At 63.0% G+C, this 18,724-nt stretch carries 19 protein-coding genes; 10 read left to right on the forward strand and 9 right to left on the reverse strand.

From position 1 onward, the window contains the following. Window positions 1-719: FecR family protein (locus tag AC0L3S_RS34560; protein ID WP_473284215.1), on the reverse strand; the 719-nt coding region annotated here is incomplete at its 3' end. A gap of 620 nt (window positions 720-1,339) precedes the next feature. On the opposite strand from AC0L3S_RS34560, the gene AC0L3S_RS34565 reads away from it, so the two are divergent. Next, entirely contained in the window at window positions 1,340-2,071 is a 732-nt protein-coding gene (locus tag AC0L3S_RS34565) for a transglutaminase-like cysteine peptidase (RefSeq protein WP_473284217.1), read from the forward strand. Between the two features lie 157 nt (window positions 2,072-2,228). After that, window positions 2,229-3,353, forward strand: coding sequence for a lysozyme inhibitor LprI family protein (locus AC0L3S_RS34570; RefSeq protein WP_473284219.1), 1,125 nt, complete (start codon window positions 2,229-2,231; stop codon window positions 3,351-3,353). A 184-nt stretch (window positions 3,354-3,537) separates the two neighbouring features. On the opposite strand, the gene AC0L3S_RS34575 is transcribed toward AC0L3S_RS34570, so the two are convergent. The 6 genes from AC0L3S_RS34575 to AC0L3S_RS34600 all read right to left on the reverse strand — a co-directional run bounded on the left by AC0L3S_RS34575 (window position 3,538) and on the right by AC0L3S_RS34600 (window position 10,366). Further along, entirely contained in the window at window positions 3,538-4,737 is a 1,200-nt protein-coding gene (locus AC0L3S_RS34575; protein ID WP_473260969.1) for an ABC transporter substrate-binding protein, read from the reverse strand. A 79-nt stretch (window positions 4,738-4,816) separates the two neighbouring features. Further along, window positions 4,817-6,655, reverse strand: a complete 1,839-nt coding sequence (locus tag AC0L3S_RS34580; protein WP_473260972.1) for an AMP-dependent synthetase/ligase — start codon at window positions 6,653-6,655, stop codon at window positions 4,817-4,819. 131 nt (window positions 6,656-6,786) lie between these two features. After that, complete coding sequence (locus tag AC0L3S_RS34585; RefSeq protein ID WP_473261148.1) at window positions 6,787-7,575, reverse strand: ABC transporter ATP-binding protein; 789 nt, start codon at window positions 7,573-7,575, stop codon at window positions 6,787-6,789. A 4-nt stretch (window positions 7,576-7,579) separates the two neighbouring features. Beyond that, complete coding sequence (locus AC0L3S_RS34590) at window positions 7,580-8,338, reverse strand: ABC transporter ATP-binding protein (protein WP_473284221.1); 759 nt, start codon at window positions 8,336-8,338, stop codon at window positions 7,580-7,582. Continuing rightward, a complete protein-coding gene (locus AC0L3S_RS34595) occupies window positions 8,335-9,486 on the reverse strand; it encodes a branched-chain amino acid ABC transporter permease (protein ID WP_247283228.1) in 1,152 nt (383 codons plus the stop codon). Before AC0L3S_RS34595 ends, AC0L3S_RS34590 begins: the two co-directional genes overlap by 4 nt. Window positions 9,487-9,490: 4 nt before the next feature. Continuing rightward, window positions 9,491-10,366, reverse strand: a complete 876-nt coding sequence (locus tag AC0L3S_RS34600) for a branched-chain amino acid ABC transporter permease (protein ID WP_027570079.1) — start codon at window positions 10,364-10,366, stop codon at window positions 9,491-9,493. A 276-nt stretch (window positions 10,367-10,642) separates the two neighbouring features. On the opposite strand from AC0L3S_RS34600, the gene AC0L3S_RS34605 reads away from it, so the two are divergent. From AC0L3S_RS34605 to AC0L3S_RS34635, 7 genes are all read left to right on the forward strand, one after another. Beyond that, a complete protein-coding gene (locus AC0L3S_RS34605; RefSeq protein ID WP_473284224.1) occupies window positions 10,643-11,392 on the forward strand; it encodes an ABC transporter ATP-binding protein in 750 nt (249 codons plus the stop codon). Further along, on the forward strand, window positions 11,389-12,915 hold the full coding sequence (locus AC0L3S_RS34610; protein ID WP_473284226.1) for a permease: 1,527 nt from the start codon (window positions 11,389-11,391) through the stop codon (window positions 12,913-12,915). Before AC0L3S_RS34605 ends, AC0L3S_RS34610 begins: the two co-directional genes overlap by 4 nt. Before the next feature lie 77 nt (window positions 12,916-12,992). After that, entirely contained in the window at window positions 12,993-13,247 is a 255-nt protein-coding gene (locus AC0L3S_RS34615; protein WP_473284228.1) for an AbrB/MazE/SpoVT family DNA-binding domain-containing protein, read from the forward strand. Continuing rightward, on the forward strand, window positions 13,244-13,639 hold the full coding sequence (locus tag AC0L3S_RS34620; RefSeq protein WP_473284230.1) for a type II toxin-antitoxin system VapC family toxin: 396 nt from the start codon (window positions 13,244-13,246) through the stop codon (window positions 13,637-13,639). The genes AC0L3S_RS34615 and AC0L3S_RS34620 overlap by 4 nt, the downstream gene beginning before the upstream one ends. Before the next feature lie 71 nt (window positions 13,640-13,710). Further along, window positions 13,711-14,526 (forward strand): MBL fold metallo-hydrolase, encoded by an 816-nt coding sequence (locus AC0L3S_RS34625; protein WP_473284231.1) that lies wholly within the window; start codon window positions 13,711-13,713, stop codon window positions 14,524-14,526. A gap of 65 nt (window positions 14,527-14,591) precedes the next feature. Next, complete coding sequence (locus AC0L3S_RS34630) at window positions 14,592-15,113, forward strand: hypothetical protein (protein WP_473284233.1); 522 nt, start codon at window positions 14,592-14,594, stop codon at window positions 15,111-15,113. Between the two features lie 118 nt (window positions 15,114-15,231). Continuing rightward, the gene (locus AC0L3S_RS34635; protein WP_473284235.1) at window positions 15,232-16,080 is read left to right on the forward strand and encodes an amidohydrolase family protein; all 849 of its coding nucleotides are present in this window, start codon (window positions 15,232-15,234) and stop codon (window positions 16,078-16,080) included. A 96-nt stretch (window positions 16,081-16,176) separates the two neighbouring features. Here AC0L3S_RS34635 and AC0L3S_RS34640 read toward each other — a convergent pair whose 3' ends face one another. Then, complete coding sequence (locus AC0L3S_RS34640) at window positions 16,177-16,632, reverse strand: cupin domain-containing protein (RefSeq protein WP_247432216.1); 456 nt, start codon at window positions 16,630-16,632, stop codon at window positions 16,177-16,179. 235 nt (window positions 16,633-16,867) lie between these two features. On the opposite strand from AC0L3S_RS34640, the gene AC0L3S_RS34645 reads away from it, so the two are divergent. Next, complete coding sequence (locus tag AC0L3S_RS34645) at window positions 16,868-17,422, forward strand: hypothetical protein (protein ID WP_473260989.1); 555 nt, start codon at window positions 16,868-16,870, stop codon at window positions 17,420-17,422. Here AC0L3S_RS34645 and AC0L3S_RS34650 read toward each other — a convergent pair whose 3' ends face one another. Beyond that, complete coding sequence (locus AC0L3S_RS34650) at window positions 17,423-18,679, reverse strand: aminopeptidase (protein ID WP_473260991.1); 1,257 nt, start codon at window positions 18,677-18,679, stop codon at window positions 17,423-17,425. Between the last annotated feature and the right edge of the window lie 45 nt (window positions 18,680-18,724).

Raw genomic sequence — 18,724 nt, forward strand, 5'->3', positions numbered from 1 at the left:
ACGAAGTTGATCTGGCTCAGCACCGCCGTGCCGCGGATGCCCATGGTGGCGACCGGCGTGTCGACCTTCATGTCGCCATGCTTGGCGGTCTCACCGGCAACGAAGGTGATGGTGCCCGCGACCAGACTGAGCAGAGAGGAATTGTTCGACCCGTTGGGGTCGTAGACCATGTCGTTCAGCACCATCCGCGCGTTAGAGGACAGGCCGAACACCGTGCCGTCGATGAACGTGATGCCGAGCGTCGAGTCGCCACCGGTCGAGACCACGTCGCCCTTCTCGACGTTGTCGCCGTTGTTCAGGATGACGGAGACGCCGTTACGGACCGCGGTCGCGCTGCCGGAGAGCTTGGTGACGTGACCGATGACCTGCGCGGCGGCAATGCCGGAGGCGGCCTGCGCGTATTGCACATGGCCGGTGAGTGCGTTGACGACGTCGCCGGTGAGATGCGCGCCGTCGGGCGAGGCGATCGCCGCGCGCTTGTCGCCCCTGAAATAATCGTGAACGACGTGATCGTGCCCGTCATGGGACAGCACGAGGTCGAGACCGGCGCGCTTGAAATCGCCGTTGAAGATCAGGTTCGGGTCGGGAACGACGAAAGCGCCGTCAGGCACGTGGCCGTGTGCCTTCGCGGTAAAGGAATCGACGTGGCCATCGGCGGGCGATCGGGAACCCAAGCCGTCCAAGGAAATCGCGGCGTCAAATTTGCCAGCGTAATTCAATCGGGGCACCAAAAAAGGAGTTAAAATCTAAGTAAGTATCGCTCGCCTAAACTTGCATATCATTACCAAGTCCTTAGCGAAACCACCTATTGCTTGTGTGATTTGGCATCACCAAGCGGTCGATGCTCTCAGGCGGCTGGGCGTCCGCAGAGAAGCCAAAGTAATTTTTGAAATACTCATAAGTAAAGTAGCGCTTATTTCCGCTCATTTCCAGTAACCCCATGTATTCCATTGTAGAAATTCTACAATAGATACTTCTGTCATCTTTTGTTCGTGGTGCCCCGCACCACCCTGCGGCAAATACGGAGCCAAATCTGTGATCCAGCTAACAGAACTCGTGAAATAGCGGGCCGTTAGCCATAAGGCGCAGAATCAGTTCCGCGACAACTTGTGCCTGCAATTGGTCCTTCTTCGCGGCAACTGCCGCCCTCCTAGCCGGCTAATCGTAAAATTTTACGCAATTTAAGCAGGCCCGTTTCAGCCTGTTGCCCGGTTTTGGGACCCCGGCCGGGCGCGTTAAGCAGAACAAAACCGCCTGCCTCGCACTATCTCCGCGAAAGCAACAAAGCCCGGCACGTACAGGTCGAGGGGGACCTGGCGAAGCCGGAAGGGGATGTCAGATGGAGACCGCTGCTCGCTCGCGCGCTTGGCGCGCAATCCTTGTGCTGTGCGGATTGATCCTGCTCGGATCGGCCGCCGAGCTTCGCGCTGGCACTCTGCTGTCGCCGGGAGCCGGCGTCCTCGTGCGCAAATCCGCCGAGCCGTTCGGCGTGTTCGCCTTCGCCATCTCCGCCGGCAGCCTGCAAGAGAAATGGCTCGCGCTGAGGTCCAGGCTCGACGATGACATGGTGCAGCTCGCGCTGTGCGACGGCGACCGGGACAATTGCGCTTCGCCCGCTGCGCTGAAACTGCTCGCCATCGTCGACCAGGCCCGCAGCCGTGACGGCCGCGCCCTGCTCGGCGAAACCAATCGCGCCATCAACCTCGCCATCCGTGCCGCCGATGACGGTACCGAGGACGTCTGGAGCTCACCGCTCGCGACCTTCGCGCGTGGCGCCGGGGATTGCGAGGACTATGCCATTGCCAAGCTCGCCGCCCTGCGGCTCGCAGGCGTCGCCACCGAAGATCTCCGCATCGTCGTGGTGCGTGACGTCAGGGCCGGCGAAGAGCATGCGGTTGTCGCTGCACGGCTCGACGGCCACTGGCTGATGCTCGACAACCGCCGCATGGCAATGGTCGAGGACGATGTCGCACGGAGCTACCAGCCGCTGTTCGTGCTTTATCAATCGGCCGTGCTGAAATATGTCGACGAACCTGTGCGATTCTCGATGATCGCCGCCGAGGCGCGTTGATCTTGTTGTCGCCCGGATGGAGCCACCGGGTCGGCGCATAGCGCCGACCCGGTGGCTCCGTCCGGGCTACCAGTATAAAGTACGCTTACCCCACAAAGCCATTTCGCCGCGCGATTCGGGACGCTAGCATGACCGCGGCTATGCGGGGGCGACTGGAATGCAGTTCATCGTGCTGACTGTGCTTGCGCTGCTGGCCTTGCCGGCGGCTCCAGGCTTCGCACAATCCAGCCCGTCCGACCGCTCCGTCGCCGACAGGCTGCCGCTGTTCGCCAGGAACAACTGCCAGCAGATCCGCGATCCCGGCAATCAATTGTTCTGCGGTGATGCCGAGCTTGCCGCCGCCGCCGAGAAGCTGAGCACGGGAATCGAGGCGCGGCTTGCCCGCCTGCCCGATCGCCTGCCTGGGATCGAGGAGAACGCGATCTGGGTTCGCCAGCGCAATCTCGGTTGCGGCATCGTCGGCCAGACCGCGATCCGCACCGACGATTTCGACCGGGTGAAGGCATGTCTTCTCAAGGTGACCGATGAGCGCGCCGCGATCGTGCGCGATCCGGATTTCGACTGTCTCGCCGCTAACACCGCCGCGGGCGCGCTGATCTGCGCGGACCCGTCGCTGGCGCTGGCCGAGACCGAGTTGAACAGCCAGGTCCTCGGCCTGATCGGCAAGCTCGATCCGACCGCGGCACGCTTTGCCTTCGCCGAATATGGCCGGTGGACGCGGGAGCGCGATCGCAAATGCAATCTGGTCGGCAAGGAGAACGTGCCGCTCGGGGAGCTCGAGTCGGCGGAGGACTGTCTCGCCGGCTATCTGAAGCACAAGGCCGACGAGATTGGCGCTGCGAAAGGCGACCCGAAGAAGGTGTTCGGCCGGCAGGTCGCAGCCCGCGCGCCCGATACCGATGCCGTCGATTTCTGCGCCGCGCGAATCCACGCGGCCAATTCCTGCGGCAACTTCCTACGCATCAACCGCGTCTACGCGCTCGACAGCCAGGTGGGCGAGCAGGAGGCGCAGGTCACGGGCGAAATCGAGATGGCCGTGCTGGCACCCTTCGCCACCTGTAGCAAGATCGCCACGACGTGCACGGGCACCTGCTGGGACGCCAGAACGGGCCGTCCGCAGCCAGGCGTCGGCACCAAGGAGCGCTCCGCAGACGCCTTCAATGTCACGCGCCGCCTACGGATCCAGCGCACGTTTGCGTTTGTCAAAGCCGCCGATGGCTGGCGCTGCCGGGAAGACGAGTTGGCCCCGGTGAATTCAGGCACCGCGGGTGGGGGATCGTAGGGCTGTGTCCTCTCCCTCGCCCCGTTCTTACGGGGTCGCGACGAGCTTCGCTCGCGCTGAGAGGGTTGGGGTGAGGGGCTGCTTCAGCGGATCCGGCGACAGTTCGACTCGCGGAGAGCCCCCTCACCCGGAATTTGCTGCGTAAATTCCGGCCTCTCCCCGCATGCGGGGAGAGGCGAAGAAATCAAAACATCAGATTGTCCTTCACCAGAACCCAGCGGCCGCCCTTGACCTGCTGCACCTGGGTGATGGTGTTGGCGAGGTGGTCGGTCTTGGAGAATTTGGTCGGCGGCGAGTTGAAGATGTCGAGGAACTTGTCGCCCGATTCCAGCGCGTCCAGCATTTTCTGGCCGGTCAGATCCTTGCCCGCCTTGTTGGCGTAGAACGCGAACGTCATCACCGCGTTGTAGCCAATGATGGCCTGCGTGTTGGCATCGGTGCTGAACATCTTCTTGTAATTGACCAGCCAGTCTTTCACCTTGCCCTTTGCGGTGTCCTCGTAGGGGATCTCGAATCCGGACGCCGCATAGAGCCCTTCGACCGCCTCCTTGCCGAGCATGGGCACCTCCATCACATTGGTTGGCGTCGCGCCGAGGAAGGTGACGTCCCAGCCGAGCTTCTTGGCTTCCGTCATCGCGCCGATGGGCTCACGGAGCACAGCGCCGAGCACGACGAGGTCGCAGCTGTCGGACTTCATCTTGGCGACCTGCGCGCTGAAGTCGGAGGCACCGCGCTTGTAGCTCGTGATCGAGGCCGGCTGGACCTTCATGGCAGTGAGCTGCTGGTTGAAGCCGTCGAGCACGTTCTTCCCGTACTCGTCGTCCTGATGCATGATGCATGGCTTCTTGAAGTTCTTCCACTCCATCATGTATTTCAGCGCCGCCCGCGTGCTCTCCACATAGGGCAGCAGATTGTTGAACTTCAGCCGCTCCTGCGGCTTGGCGGGATCGAACTTGAACGTGAACTCCGCCGCCGTCAGCGGGAACAGCTGAAGCACGCCGGCGTCGAGCAGGATATCCTGCGCCGCCAGGACAGTCGGCGAACCCATTGGCCCCACCATCGCGAAGATCTTGTCGCGCTCGATCAGCTTCTGCGATGCGAGCACAGCCTTCTTCGGGTCGTAGCCGCTGTCCTCGACCACAAGCCGAATCTTTCGCCCCTGGACGCCGCCGGCGGCGTTGATCTCCTCGACCGCCATCTTCATGCCGTTCGAGACCGGCACGCCCCAGCCTTTGATCGGCCCCGACAGATCTTGATGGGTGCCGATGACGATCTCGGAGGCCGAGATGCCTTCATTGGTGACCTTGGTTTGCGCGACGGCCGGCAAACAGGTGAGCACCACCGCGCCTGCCGCAAAGCCGAACGTTCTCAACGATCTCGACATTGACGTCTCCTCTCCTTGGGGCCCTTATGGTGCGAAGGGTGGGGCCATCACTCCTTCGCTGTTGTTCAAACAAGATTGTTCAAGCCACCGCCCGCGCCGGGTACATCGCGTCGATTTCGGCGGCGTAACGCTTGTTCACGAAGCCGCGCTTCAGTTTCATGGTCGGCGTCAGCTCCTCGTCCTCCGGAGTGAGCTGGCGTTCGATCAGATAGAATCTCTTGATGGTCTCGACACGGGCGAAATTGGCGTTGACCGCTTCGATCTCGCGCCAAATCAGGTCCTGGATCTCCGTCGCGCGGCACAGGCTGGCATAATTGGTGAAGGGGATGTCGTGGTCTTGCGCGAATTTCTCGACATTCTCCTGGTCGATCATCACGAGGCAGGTGAGGTATGGCCGCTTGTCGCCGATCACCACGGAGTCCGAGATGTAGGGCGAGAATTTCAGCTGGTTCTCGATCTCGGACGGCGTGATGTTCTTGCCGCCGGAGGTGATAATGATGTCCTTCATTCGGTCGGTGATACGGACGAAGCCCTCATTGTCGATGGTGCCGACGTCGCCGGTATGCAGCCAGCCGCGATGGTCGATGGTCTCTGCTGTCCTCTCCGGCTGGTTCAGATAGCCCATGAACAGGAAGTCGCCCCTGATCAGGATTTCCCCGTCGGGCGACAGCGCCACTTCACCCCACGACACCGCCTTGCCGACCGAGCCGAGCTTGATCCGCTCCGCCGGCATCATGGTGGCGACCCCGCAATTCTCGGTCTGGCCGTAGACCTCGTGGATGTCGATCCCGAGCGCGAGATACCAGCGGATCAGCTCCGGCGCGATCGGCGCCGCGCCGGTGAAGGCGATGCGGCAACGATCGAGCCCGATCATGCGCCGGATGTTGCGGAAGGCGAGCCGGTAAGCGATGCCATTGGCGAGCCGCAACAACAGCGGCGGCGGCTTCCCTTCCATCCTGCAATCGACCATGCGATAGCCGATATCGATGGCGCGGCGGTAGACCCATTGCTGCAGCGGCGTCGCATCCTTCAGGGCGATGGTGATCGCGGAATAGAATTTCTCCCAGATCCGCGGCACCGCGAGGAAGATGGTCGGCTGCACCTCGCGCAGATTATCCGGCACGGTCTCCGGACTCTCGGCAAAATTCATCACCGAGCCGAGCGCGACCGAGATGTAGTAGCCGCCGATCCGTTCGGCGACGTGGCAGAGCGGCAGGAAGATCAGCCGGTCCTCGTTCTCGCGCGCCGGAATGAAATCGTTGGCGTGCCGCATCTGGTGCGTGACGCTGCGGTTGGCGTGCATGGCGCCCTTGGGCGGGCCCGTGGTGCCGGATGTATAGACGAGGACCGCGAGATCGCTCCCGCTGCGACTGTCGATCATCTCCTGCCACAGCGCCTCACGGCCGGCCATGTGGTTGCGCCCGAGCGCACGGAACTCGTCGAGCGACATCACCATCTCATCGGAGAAGCCGCTGAGGCCCTCCATGTCGAACACGATGATCTTTCGCAGAGACGGACAGCGTGCGCGGCAGGCCAGGACCTTGTCGAGTTGCTCCTCGTCCTCGGCGAAGATCACTTTCGTCCGGGAATCGTTGACGAGATATTCGACCTGGGATGAGGCATCGGTTGGATAGATCCCGGAAGAGACGCCGCCGGCGCACAGAATGCCCATGTCGACATGGACCCATTCCGGCACGGCGTTGGCGATGATGGAAGCAACGTCGCCGGGCCTGAAGTCGATGGCGTGCAGCGCGTAGGCGATCTCCTTCGAGATCTCCAGCCATTCGCGCCAGCTGGTCGGCTGCCAGATCCCGAATTTCTTCTCGCGTATAGCCGGCCTGTCGCCCCGCGTTTCCGCGGCGCGCAAAAAGCTCTTCGCGATGGTGTCAGCGACCGTCAGCACCGCCGGTCGGGCCATGCAAGTCTCCTCCTTGTCGCGTTCCCCTCCGCTGCCTGCCTTGCCGGCGGTCTATTGTTCCGGACGGGTCTCCCGATCTAACGCCAATTCTTCCTTCAACGCCAAGTCTTGCTTCAGGGCCAAGTCTTGCTTCAACGCCAAGTCTTCTTCTTTTTCCAGCGCCGCTCGCCTCGTGCGCCCGCTTCCTTGGCGCCAAGATAGAATTCCTGGATGTCCTTCGAATGCATCAAACGGTCGCAGCTGTCGTTCATCACGATCCGGCCGATCTCCAGCACATAGCCATAATGCGCCGTCTCCAGCGCCACCTTGGCGTTCTGCTCGACCAGCAGGATCGACATGCCCTGCTCCTCGTTGACGCGGCGTATGATAGCGAAGATCTCCTTCACCAGGATCGGCGACAGCCCGAGCGAGGGCTCGTCGAGCAGCAACAGCGTCGGCCGGTTCATCAGCGCGCGGCCGATCGCAAGCATCTGCTGCTCGCCGCCGGAGAGCTGTCCGGCCGGCTGGTTGATGCGCTCCTTCAGCCGCGGGAAATAGCCGTAGACGCGCTCCAGATCGTCCGCGACACCATCGCGATCGCTGCGCGGATAGGCGCCCATCATCAGGTTCTCGCGCACGGAGAGGAACGGGAACACCTCGCGTCCCTCCGGCACGTGGCTGAGGCCCAGCCGCACGATCCTGTCCGCCTCCATGCGCTGGATCGACTTGCCCATGAACTCGATGGCGCCCTTCTGCGGATCGAGAATGCCCGAGATCGTCTTGAGCACCGTGGTCTTGCCGGCGCCGTTGGCGCCCAGCAGCGTGACGATGCGGCCGCGCGGCACTTCGAGCGAGATGCCGCGGATCGCCATGATCGGCCCGTAATAGCTCTCGATGTTGGAGAGTTTCAGGATGATGTCTGGTGTCACCACGGCATCCATCGCGTCAGGCTCCCAGATAGGCGGCGACGACATCGGGGTGCTGTTGCACTTCGGCGGGCGAGCCCATCGCCAGGACCCGGCCGTAGTTCAGGGCGATGACGCGGTCGGAGACGCGGTTGATCAGTGACATGTCGTGCTCGACCATGAGCACGGTGACGCCGAGTTCGCTCTTGAGGTCGCGGATCCAGAACGACATGTCGTCGGTCTCCTCCACGTTGAGGCCGGAGGACGGTTCGTCGAGCAGGATCAGCTTCGGCTCCGAGCACAGCGCTCGCGCCAGCTCGATCACCTTGCGCACGCCGTAAGGCAGACCCGAGATCAGCTTGTCGCGGTAAGGCTCGAGATCGAGGAATTCGATGACCTGCTCGACCCTGCGGCGATGCACCTTCTCGTCGGCGCGTACGCCTGGCAGGAACAACAGCTCCTGCCAAAGCTGCGTGGTCGAATGCCGGTGGCGGCCGACCAGCAGGTTCGACAATACCGTCGCATTCTCGAACAGCTCGATGTTCTGAAACGTGCGCGCGATGCCGAGCCTTGCGATGTCATGGGGCGGCTGCTCCGTGATGTCCTGGTCCTCGAAGAAGATGCGCCCCGAGGTCGGCCGGTAGATCCGCGAGATCAGGTTAAAAATCGAGCTCTTGCCGGCGCCGTTGGGCCCGATGATCGACAGGATCTCGCCCTTCTCGACCGCGAACGACACCGCATCGACGGCCTTCAGCCCGCCGAAGTGCAGCGACAAGCTCTCGGCGCGAAAATAGCTCATCGGTTGCGCTCCGACTTCACATAGATCTTCTGCCGCTTGAAGGTGGCGCGCTTGTAGAGCGGGAACAGCTGGAAGAAGAGTTTGATCTTGAGCCAGCGACCGTAAAGCCCGAGCGGCTCGAACAGCACGAACAATACGATGATGATGCCGTAGATCGCGCCTTTCAGGCCGTTGAGCGAGGCAAAGGCCGCGACCTTGGACTGGACATTGGCGGCGGTCTGCGTGCCCGCTCCGAAGGTCGCGGCAATGCCGGCGATGATGCCGGGCATGTCGTCCTTGAGGTAGGTCAGGAACGGATCGATCATCACGATGAAGATCGCTCCCAGCACCGCGCCGTGCAGGCTGAAGGTGCCGCCGATCAGGATCACGATGATGAACTCGATCGAGAGCTGGAGCGTGAACATCTCCGGCGAGATGAAGGAGAGCTTGTGCGCGAACAGGACGCCCGCGAAGCCGGTGATCGCCGCGGAGATCGCAAAGGACTTCACCTTGTACAGCGCGACATTGACGCCCATGCTGCGCGCCGCCGTCTCGCTGTCGCGGATCGCGACGAAGGCGCGCCCCGTCGGCGAGCGCAAGAGGTTGAGCGTGCCGACGATGGTCAGCACCAGCACGGCGAGGCAAAGGAAATAGAAAGTGGGGCTGTCGCGCGAGACGGCGACCCCAAACAGCGACACCGCCTTGATCCGCATGCCCTCGTTGCCGTTGGTGACGCTCTCCCAGCGCGCCAGAATCTCCTCGACGATGAAGGCGAAGGAGATGGTGGCGATGACGAGGTAGATGCCTTGCAGCCGCAGCGCGGGGAAGCCGACCAGCGCACCGATCAGCCCGGTCAGGAGCCCGGCGGCGAGAAAGTAGACCGGGAACGGCACACCATATTTCTGCAAATAGGCCGCCGTATACGCACCGATCGCGAGAAACGCCGCATGCCCGAGCGAGGCTTGCCCGGTGAAACCCGTCAAAATCAACAGCGCCACGCCGACTGTCGCGTAGATGCAGACGAAGACGAGCTGGCTCATCAGATAGCTGGAGAGAACATAGGGCGCGATCAGCAGCACGGCCAGCAGGAGACCGTATGAGACGTAATAGCCCGAATGCGGAAACAGCCTGATGTCGTCCTCGTAGTCGGTCTTGAACAGGAAGCGCATGCGTTCAGACCTTCTTGCGGACGTGAAGGCCGAACAGGCCTTCGGGCTTGAGCAAGAGCACGGCGAGCAGCACGATGTAGGGCGCGACGTCCTTCCAGCCCTCGGCCAGATAGAAGCCGGCCATACTCTCAATGACGCCGATCAGGACGCCGCCGACGACGGCGCCCGGGATCGAGCCGAAGCCGCCGAGCACGGCGGCCGGAAACGCTTTCAGGCCCAGCACGAGACCGACATTGGAATGGATGAAGGTGATCGGCGCCAGCAGCACGCCGGCGCAGGTCGCAACCGCCGCGCTGATCGCCCAGACGATCGACACCACGCGCTTGACCGGGATGCCCATGTAATAGGCCGCCAGCATGTTCTCGGAACTTGCGCGCATCGCGGTGCCGAGCGTGGTCTTGTTGAAGAACAGCCAGAGCAGCGCGCAGAGGATGACCGTCGCCGCGATCACCGAGAGCTTGTCATGGGCGAGCACCAGCGAACCGATCCGCAGCACGCCCTGGCTGAATGGCGTGTCGATCTTGAAATCATCGGTGCCCCAGATCATGCCGGAGACCGAGCGCAGGAAATAGCCGAGCCCGATGGTGGCCATGATGATGGAGAATTGCGGATAGCCGAGGATCGGCCGCACCACCACGCGCTCGGCCAGCATGCCGAACAGCGCCATCGCCGCCACCGCGCCGGCAAAGCCGATCCAGTAGTTCAGCCCCATCATGCCGATGAAGGTGAAGGCAAAGAAGCCGCCCAGCATCATCAAATCGCCCTGGGCGAAATTGACGACCTCGGTGGCCTTGTAGACGAGCACGAAGCCGAGCGCGATCAGGCCGTAGACGCAGCCGAGCGCAACACCGCTGACCAGCTGCTGAACGAAATCCAGCATCGTCGCGCATCCTCCCGATACAACCGGCGGTTCTTCCTGACCGCCTTGCCGCATCTTGTGTTCAGTCGCTACGCAGTCGTTTCGCTGCGTTCGCGCCATTCGTCCCTTCGCCAATTCAGCCTGAACCGCCAAGCGCTGTCAACAAACGGTGACTTGAAACGGTGACTTGCCTTTAGTCCTATCCGGATGACGGAATTTGCGGCAGCGCGATTCACGGTGCCGAAACATCTTCGGGTCATGGTCGCGAGCGATGCAAAACCGCAAGGTGTGGCCGTGATGAAGCGGGACGACTCGGCGCTCGAAGTCATGGGGTTAACGAAGCGTTTTGACCGTCTGGCGGTCGATAACCTCGATCTCACCATCCATGCCGGCGAATTCTATGCGCTGGTCGGCCCCAACGGTGCCGGCAAGACCACCAGTTTGCGCATGGTTGCAGGCCTTTTGCGGCCCGATGCCGGCGCGGTCTCCATCTTCGGCATCGATGCGCTCCAAAACCCTGTCGCCGCCAAGCAGGTGATGGCGTGGGTCTCCGACGAGCCCATGATCTATGACAAGCTCACGCCGCTCGAATATCTCGAATTCGTGGCCGGTCTGTGGGGCATCGCACCATCCGTCTCGGAACCGGTCGCAGCGGAGCTCCTGAACTCGCTCGGGCTCGAGCCGCACCGGCATGAACGCTGCGAGGGTTTTTCCAAGGGCATGCGCCAGAAGGTCGCCCTCGCCGGCGCCCTGGTGCACGATCCCCGCCTCATCATCCTCGACGAGCCGCTGACGGGACTGGATGCCGTCTCCGCCCGCCATGTCAAGGGACTCCTCAGCGGGCGCGTCCGCGCCGGCTGCACCGTCATCATGACCACGCATATCCTCGAGGTCGCCGAACGCATGGCCGACCGCATCGGCGTGATCGCAGCCGGCCGCCTGGTTGCCGAGGGCACGTTGACCGAGCTGCGCCAGCAAAACGGGCACGCCGATACCAGCCTGGAAGATCTCTTCATCGCACTGGTGACGCTCCAGGAAGCCGCATGAGCTCGGCCACCGCGCTGTCCTGGTTCGCCCGCCACGAACTTCGGCTCGCCTGGCGCGAATGGCTCGCCATGATGACCGGCGGGCGGCGCAAACGAACGCGTGCCGCGGTCATCGGCCTGCTTTTCTTTGCGGTGCTGCTGCACGTGCCGGCCTGGGCGGTGATCGGACGCTTCGCCGACCTGCAATTGCCGCTCGACAAATCGTCGCTGATCGTGATTTCGGCGACGATTTTTCTCGCCTGGACGCTGATGCTGTCACAGGCGATCGAATCGGTGACGCGGGTGTTTTACGCACGCGCCGATCTCGACCTCATCATGTCCTCACCCGCGACGCTGGCCAATCTGTTCTCGGTGCGCATCGCTGCGATCGCGCTCGCCATCACGGTGATGGCGCTGCTGTTCTCGACGCCCTTCATCGACGTGCTGGTATTCGGGGGCGGCGCGCGCTGGCTCGCAGCGTTCGGCGTCGTCGTCGCGATGGGCCTGTCGGCCGCAGCGATTGCGATCGCCGTCACCATCCTGCTGTTCCGCCTGATCGGTCCGGCGCGGACACGGTTCGTCGCCCAGATCCTCGCCGCCATCATCGGCGCCGGCTTCGTGATCGCGCTCCAGGTGGCCGCAATCATATCCTACGGCACGCTGTCGCGCTTCACCATCCTGACCTCGGGCACGATCGCCAACTGCGCGCCCGATGTCGATAGTATCTGGTGGTGGCCGGCGCGAGCGGCGATGGGCGACCCCGAAGCGCTGCTGCTGCTCCTGGCGCTCGGGCTCGTGCTGCTCGGAAGCGTCATGGCGATCTTCTCGGGCCGCTTCGCGGATACGGCGATCGATGCCGCCGCCTATGGCGCGTCCGGTCGTCGACGCGCGAAGGTACGCCCGTTCCGCGGCGGATCGCGGCAGCATGCCCTGCGGCGCAAGGAATTTTTGCTGCTCTGGCGCGATCCCTGGCTGATCTCGCAGACGCTGATGCAGTTGCTCTATCTGGTCCCGCCGGCGCTGCTGCTCTGGCGCAACTTCGCCGACAGCTCCGCGGCGCTGACACTGATCACGCCCGTCATCGTCATGGCGGCGGGTCAACTCGCCGGCGGGCTTGCCTGGCTGACGATCTCGGGCGAGGACGCGCCCGACCTGGTTGCGACCGCGCCATTGACGCCGTCCAGCGTCATCCGCGCCAAGATCGAGGTGGTGCTGATCGCGATCGCCGTCATCTTCTGCCCGCTGATCGCGGCGCTCGCTTTCGCCTCGCCGTCCCAGGCCGCGGTCAGCGCCGGTGCGGTCATCGTCAGCGCGGCCTCAGCCACCGCAATCCAGCTTTGGTTCCGGGTGCAGGCCCGGCGCAGCCAATTTCGCCGCCGCCAGACCTCGTCGCGGCTTGCGACTTTTGCCGAGGCGTTCTCCTCGATCGGCTGGGCTGCCAGCGCCGCACTGGTGCTCACGCTGCCCATCGTCGGTCTCGTCAGCGGCCTGATCACCGCGGGCCTCGTCGCCATCACCTGGAAGTTCAGCCCGCGGCGGGAGTAGAGCCGGCTCCGCCTAGCGCTCACTTGAAAGTAAGGCGGTATTGCCTTACTTAAGCTTATCAGCGAGCGAGGATTTCCATGGGTACGCTTACCGTCACGGCAAAGGGACAGGTCACGTTGCGGAAGGACCTCCTGGAACATCTCGGCGTGCACCCGGGCGACAAAATCTCGATAGAAAAGCTTCCTGGGGGACGAGTTGAGGTGAAGGCAGTTCGGCCTACCGGGAAGATCTCGAATGCCTTTGGCTTCCTGAAGGGAAAGACGAACGGCCGATCGCTCTCGATCGAGGAGATGAACGCGGTCATTGCTGACGGCTGGGCCGGCAAGCGATGAAGATAACACCCGACACCAACGTCTTGGTACGGGTGCTAGTCGAAGATGATGCCGAACAGAGCAAGGTGGCCGAAGCCCTTCTCGACAACGCGGACCTCATAGCCATCTCGATCCCCGCATTGTGCGAGTTAGCTTGGGTCCTCTCACGAGGCTACAAGACCTCTGCTGGAAATATCGCCGCTTCGATCCGGCACTTGATCAATGCCTCCAATGTGGTCGTCAACCGGCCTTTGGCAGAGGCCGGGTTGGCACTCCTCGATGCTGGCGGCGATTTTGCCGATGGTGTCATTGCTCATGAGGGTTATTGGCTTGGCGCCGAGACCTTCGTTTCATTCGATAAAGTGGCAGTGAAGCTAGTGGAAGCAAGCGGCGGAATGGCGCGGCTGCCGTAGCGACGCATGACGTCGTGCAAATTCGACGATACACTCTTCGGGCCGCCGGGTGCGCAACGGATGATCGCGTTATGTCTCAACTGGTCCTGACGATCTTTGCCTTCTTCGGCTTGTTCCTCTCACCTGCCCTCGCGCAGCAATCACCTCAGCGCAGCGAATGCCTGGCGATGGCGAATGCGGCACCCCGCGCGACGCCGGTCGCGTTCCGGCAGGCCGCAGCTTCGGCTGAAGTCCAGATTACCTATGCCGGACATTCCACCTATTTCATCGACACGCCCGGCGGCTTGCGCATCGCCACCGACTATAGCGGGGCCTACCAGGTGGGACGGCTGCCCGATGTCGTCACCATGAATCGGGCCCACAGCACGCACTACTCTTTATATCCCGACAAGCGCATTCCTCGTGTGCTGCATGGCTGGGGCGAGGACGGCAAGCCGGCCATCGTATCGGAGCGCATCGGCGACACCTTCATCCGCAACGTCACCACCGACATCCGCCGCTACTTCGGCGACGATTCCGGCGCCGACATGATCCGCGACGGCAACTCCATCTTCATCTTCGAGGTCGCGGGCCTCTGCATCGGCCACCTCGGCCATCTTCACCACAAGCTCGACGACAGCCACTTTGCCCAGATAGGGCGGCTCGACATCGTGATGGTGCCGATCGACGGCACCTACACCATGTCGCTCGACGGCGTCTCCGAGATCACCAAGCGGCTGCGCGCCTCGGTGGTGCTGCCGATGCACCGCTTCGCCACCCCGCTCGACGATTTCATGCAACGCATCGGCCAGCAGTTCGAGATCGAGCGCCGCATGGAACGAAGTTTCCGGATCTCGAGGGATGCGTTGCCCTCGAAGCCGACGGTGATCATTCTCGACGGCGTCTGACGCGCAATTTTCTCCAAGTCGGCTGCCGCCCGATCGTGCTGATCTCCTGAGCATAGGAGATCGACATGACCGACTTTGCGAGATTATTGCACGCGGAGGGACCGAACCCCGAGCACGCGGCGGCGCTCCAGCTTTATGGCCGCTTCGTCGGAGATTGGGACGCCGAGATCACCGCCCATGGACCCGATGGAACGAAGCATACCGCCCCCGGCGAAATCCATTTCGGCTGGGTACTGGAGGGCCGCGCCGTGCAGGACGTCTGGATCATTCCGCGCCCAACCGGCAGCCCGGCCTTGCCGATCGCCGGCAACTGGTACGGCACGACGCTGCGGGTCTACGATCCGACCATCGATGCCTGGCGGATCTCCTGGTTCGATCCCGGCCGCTGCATATTCCGCCAGCAGATCGGCCGTCCACGCAATGCCGACATCGCGCAGGAAGGCACGACCGAAGCCGGCGAACTGACGCGCTGGAGTTTTACGGAAATCACCGAGGATTTCTTCCACTGGCTCGGCGAGGTCAAGCCGGCCAGCGCAACCGATTGGCGGCTGGTGGTCGATGTGAGGGCGAAGCGGCGCAAGGGTTGATGACGGCGCCGCTGTGCCCGCGATGACGGGTGCGGTTGCGCAACGCGCGCTGCTGCGCGCGATGACGAGGTGCTAGGCTCCCCCGAACAAGAAGCATACGTAAGGGGAGCGAACACCGATGGCAGCAAGCGGTCTGCCCGCCAACACGAGCGGGCTATTCGTCGAGCCGCGCGAGGACTGGCTCGCGCTGCATCGGGAGGAGATCATCGATCCCTCGCGGCCGATCGTCGATCCCCATCACCATCTCTGGAATCGCGGGCACCGCTATCTGATCGAGGAGATGGCGGCCGATATCGCCTCCGGCCACAACGTCACCGCCACCGTCTATGTCGACTGCCGCTCGATGTATCGTGCGCACGGGCCCGAGGCGTTCCGGCCGGTGGGCGAAGTCGAATTCGCCAATGGCGTCGCCGCGATGAGCGCCAGCGGCGGTTACGGCAAGGCCGCGATTTGCGCCGGCATCGTCAGCCACGTCAATCTGCTGCTCGGCGATGCCGCAGAACCGGTGCTGGAGGCCGAGATCGCGGCAGGCAATGGTCGCTTCCGCGGCATCCGGCATTCCTCGGCCTGGGACCCGGCCGGAATCGGCCGCTTTGCCGGACGGCGCGAGGCGGTGTTTCCGCAATGGCGCGCCTCGATCCAGGAGATCGCTAAATGCGAGAACGTGGTGGTGAAGCTCGGCGGGCTCGCGATGTGCCTGCTCGGCTACGACTTCCATTTGCGCGAGAGGCCGCCGTCATCCGAGGAGCTTGCCGCGGCGTGGCGGCCTTACGTCGAAACCTGCATCGAGGCGTTTGGACCCGCGCGCGCGATGTTCGAGAGCAATTTCCCCCCGGACAAGGGCCAGTGCAGCTACCAGGTGATCTTCAACGCCTTCAAGCGTATCGCGGCGCCCTTGAGCGAGACCGAGAAGACGGCGTTGTTCTCGCAGACCGCGAGCAATTTCTACCGGCTCGATTTGCCTTAAAGGGATTGGCGCCATGACGAGAAGGGGGCCGGGATGTTGATCCCGGCCCCTCTTCCGTCGTGACCGCTGGGAAGCGTCCTTGAAACTGATTGAACTCTAACCGGCGCCCATCAGCGAGGCCGGACGGCGCTCGCCTGTGGAGACGAATATCTTCTTGAGCTTGTTGACGACGCGGATCAGGAAGCCGATCATCACGGGATTGGTCTTGCGGCAGAAGGCGATCTTCTTGACGTGGCCTTCGACATGCCATTTGGCGTGCGCACCGTTGCGGAAGAAGATGACGTCGCCCGGGCCGTAGCGCTTCGGCGGCATGCCGTCGCTTTCGAGCACGATCGATCCTTCCATGATCATGATCGTCTCGTCGATGTCGTAGTACCAGTTGAATCGGCCTTCGGTGCAGGCCCATATGATGGTCGAAGCGGTGCCGTCGGCGCTGGTGGACAGGATGTGCGAGCGCGACACCGGATTGCCCTCGATGATCCAGGACGGCTCGATCGGCCGCAGCTCAAGCTCTACATTGCAACTACTGATTTCAATCAATGTGCGCGACATCTGTTCCCCCAGGGGATAAAATATGATCCGCCGGGTCTCGGCCCGGATTGTTCAAAGATGGCGGGAACGCTAGTAGCCGGTTTTTAATTCTTTCTTACGCAGGGCCCGACAATCAGCCGCAAGTTGCAGACGCGAAACGGTTAACGTCCCAATTTCCCTGCAATTTCGCACACATGAACCCTTCTTTTTCGGGGTGCGACAAAGTGCGCGAAGCTATCTGAAAGGAGCCATACCGATGCCCCTCACCCCGGAGGTTCTCGCAGCTCAAGGCGAGGTCGTCGCCTGGCTCGGCAGCCTTGATGTCTCCTTCGCAACCGACGAGGAGCCCTGGTTCACCGTCGACGGCATCGAAAGCCCCTGGCAGATCGGCAGTGACGGCTCCGGCGGCGCGTTCGTGCTGCTGCCCTCTCAGAACGTACTCTACGTCTCGTCGGAAGGCCGCGCGGGAATCGTCGCGGAGAGTTTCGAGGCTTTCGTCCAGCTCGTTGTGGCGCGCCCCTATTGGCTCGACATCCTCAAATTTTCCGCCGGCGGTGACCTCCATGAGATGCGGCGGGCGGCGGACGCGCTGGAGGCGACACTCGACGACGAGGACGACGTCAACGAGGCCCGCGAGCAAATCCGCGGGGGTCTCGACCTGCCCGAGGCGAATGATCCGGTCGGTGCGCTCTACGACGCGGTGGCGGCCTCCGACGCCGTCGTGCGGGCCACCGACGGCAGCCCGTTCACGACCCTGTTCAACCGCTTCAGCATCGACAACAGCCCGATGCTGCGCAACGCGGCGGCGTAGTTACTTCGCCCATTCGCCCTTGCGAAACACCGGCACCTTGCTGCCGTCGGCCAGAATGCCGTCGATGTCGGTCTCGGCCGAGCCGATCATCCAGTCGATATGGATCAGGCTCTGGTTGCCGCCTTGCGCCGCGATCTGCTGCGGCGTGAGCTGCGCGCCGTTGACGAAGCATTTCGAATAGCACTGGCCGAGCGCGATGTGCGAGGCCGCGTTCTCGTCGAACAGCGTGTTGTAGAACAACAGCCCGCTCTGCGAGATGGGCGAGGAATGCGGCACCAGCGCGACTTCGCCGAGACGCCGCGCGCCCTCGTCGGTGTCGAGCACCTTGTTCAGGACCTCCTCGCCGCGCGAGGCCTTGGCGTCGACGATCCTGCCGTCCTCGAAACGCACTGCGATGTTGTCGATCAGCGTGCCCTGGTAGGACAGCGGCTTCGAGCTCACGACATGGCCGTAGACGCGCCGGCAATGCGGCGTGGTGAAGACCTCTTCGGTCGGGATGTTGGCGTTGCAGCTGATGCCGTTCTTGGACAGCGAGGCGCCGCCCTCCCATTCATGACCATCGGCGAGGCCGATGGTGAGGTCGGTGCCCGGGCCCGAATACTGGAGCGCGCGGAACCGCTGGCCGTTGAGCCAGTTGGTGCGCTCCCGCAGCACCGCATTGTGGCTCGCCCAATTGGCCGGCGCGTCCTCGCGATCGACGCGGGACGCCGCGAAGATCGCGTCCGCGAGCTTGCCGATCGCGACCTCTTCAGGATCGTTCGGAAAGACTTGCTTCGCCCAGGACGGGCTCGGATAGGCAATGATGTTCCAGTTGGTGTCGAAATTGACGATCTTTTCCAGCGCCGGCTGATAGGCCATGGAATTGGCCTTGCTGGCGCGCGCGACCTTGGAAGCATCTTCGCCCGAGAGCAGCATCGGATTGTCGCCGACGATGGCAAGACGCGCGGTGTTGTTCGAGAACGCCTTGGCCATGCCCTCGTAGAGCCAGTTGGCGGCGCGATCGAAGCTGTCGTCGTGACCGTGACGGTAGCGCGCCAGCGTCATCTCTTCGTCCGAGAGTATGGGCGTCACGATGCCGGCGCCGGCCTTGTAGGCATGCACGGCGATCCGCCGCACCAGCGGCAATGCGATCGCAGGTGCCGTCAAGAGCAGATCCTGGCCCGGCCGCAAGCCCAGACCAACCTTCACCGCCACCTCGGCCAGCCGGTCGAGCTTCACGGGATCGATGGGAGTGGAAGTGATGCGTTGACCAGTCATGCCGAATCCTCTGCCGAACGTCTCTCGCTCAATCTAAGTCTAGCA

This window comes from Bradyrhizobium sp. Ken01, from assembly GCF_055807355.1.

What these genes read in the sequence shown, in the direction of transcription:
- AC0L3S_RS34565 (WP_473284217.1), top strand. Translation starts at nt 1,340, where the DNA reads ATGGAGACCGCTGCTCGCTCGCGCGCTTGGCGCGCAATCCTTGTGCTG.
- AC0L3S_RS34570 (WP_473284219.1), top strand. Translation starts at nt 2,229, where the DNA reads ATGCAGTTCATCGTGCTGACTGTGCTTGCGCTGCTGGCCTTGCCGGCG.
- AC0L3S_RS34575 (WP_473260969.1), bottom strand. Translation starts at nt 4,737, where the DNA reads ATGTCGAGATCGTTGAGAACGTTCGGCTTTGCGGCAGGCGCGGTGGTG.
- AC0L3S_RS34580 (WP_473260972.1), bottom strand. Translation starts at nt 6,655, where the DNA reads ATGGCCCGACCGGCGGTGCTGACGGTCGCTGACACCATCGCGAAGAGC.
- AC0L3S_RS34585 (WP_473261148.1), bottom strand. Translation starts at nt 7,575, where the DNA reads ATGGATGCCGTGGTGACACCAGACATCATCCTGAAACTCTCCAACATC.
- AC0L3S_RS34590 (WP_473284221.1), bottom strand. Translation starts at nt 8,338, where the DNA reads ATGAGCTATTTTCGCGCCGAGAGCTTGTCGCTGCACTTCGGCGGGCTG.
- AC0L3S_RS34595 (WP_247283228.1), bottom strand. Translation starts at nt 9,486, where the DNA reads ATGCGCTTCCTGTTCAAGACCGACTACGAGGACGACATCAGGCTGTTT.
- AC0L3S_RS34600 (WP_027570079.1), bottom strand. Translation starts at nt 10,366, where the DNA reads ATGCTGGATTTCGTTCAGCAGCTGGTCAGCGGTGTTGCGCTCGGCTGC.
- AC0L3S_RS34605 (WP_473284224.1), top strand. Translation starts at nt 10,643, where the DNA reads ATGAAGCGGGACGACTCGGCGCTCGAAGTCATGGGGTTAACGAAGCGT.
- AC0L3S_RS34610 (WP_473284226.1), top strand. Translation starts at nt 11,389, where the DNA reads ATGAGCTCGGCCACCGCGCTGTCCTGGTTCGCCCGCCACGAACTTCGG.
- AC0L3S_RS34615 (WP_473284228.1), top strand. Translation starts at nt 12,993, where the DNA reads ATGGGTACGCTTACCGTCACGGCAAAGGGACAGGTCACGTTGCGGAAG.
- AC0L3S_RS34620 (WP_473284230.1), top strand. Translation starts at nt 13,244, where the DNA reads ATGAAGATAACACCCGACACCAACGTCTTGGTACGGGTGCTAGTCGAA.
- AC0L3S_RS34625 (WP_473284231.1), top strand. Translation starts at nt 13,711, where the DNA reads ATGTCTCAACTGGTCCTGACGATCTTTGCCTTCTTCGGCTTGTTCCTC.
- AC0L3S_RS34630 (WP_473284233.1), top strand. Translation starts at nt 14,592, where the DNA reads ATGACCGACTTTGCGAGATTATTGCACGCGGAGGGACCGAACCCCGAG.
- AC0L3S_RS34635 (WP_473284235.1), top strand. Translation starts at nt 15,232, where the DNA reads ATGGCAGCAAGCGGTCTGCCCGCCAACACGAGCGGGCTATTCGTCGAG.
- AC0L3S_RS34640 (WP_247432216.1), bottom strand. Translation starts at nt 16,632, where the DNA reads ATGTCGCGCACATTGATTGAAATCAGTAGTTGCAATGTAGAGCTTGAG.
- AC0L3S_RS34645 (WP_473260989.1), top strand. Translation starts at nt 16,868, where the DNA reads ATGCCCCTCACCCCGGAGGTTCTCGCAGCTCAAGGCGAGGTCGTCGCC.
- AC0L3S_RS34650 (WP_473260991.1), bottom strand. Translation starts at nt 18,679, where the DNA reads ATGACTGGTCAACGCATCACTTCCACTCCCATCGATCCCGTGAAGCTC.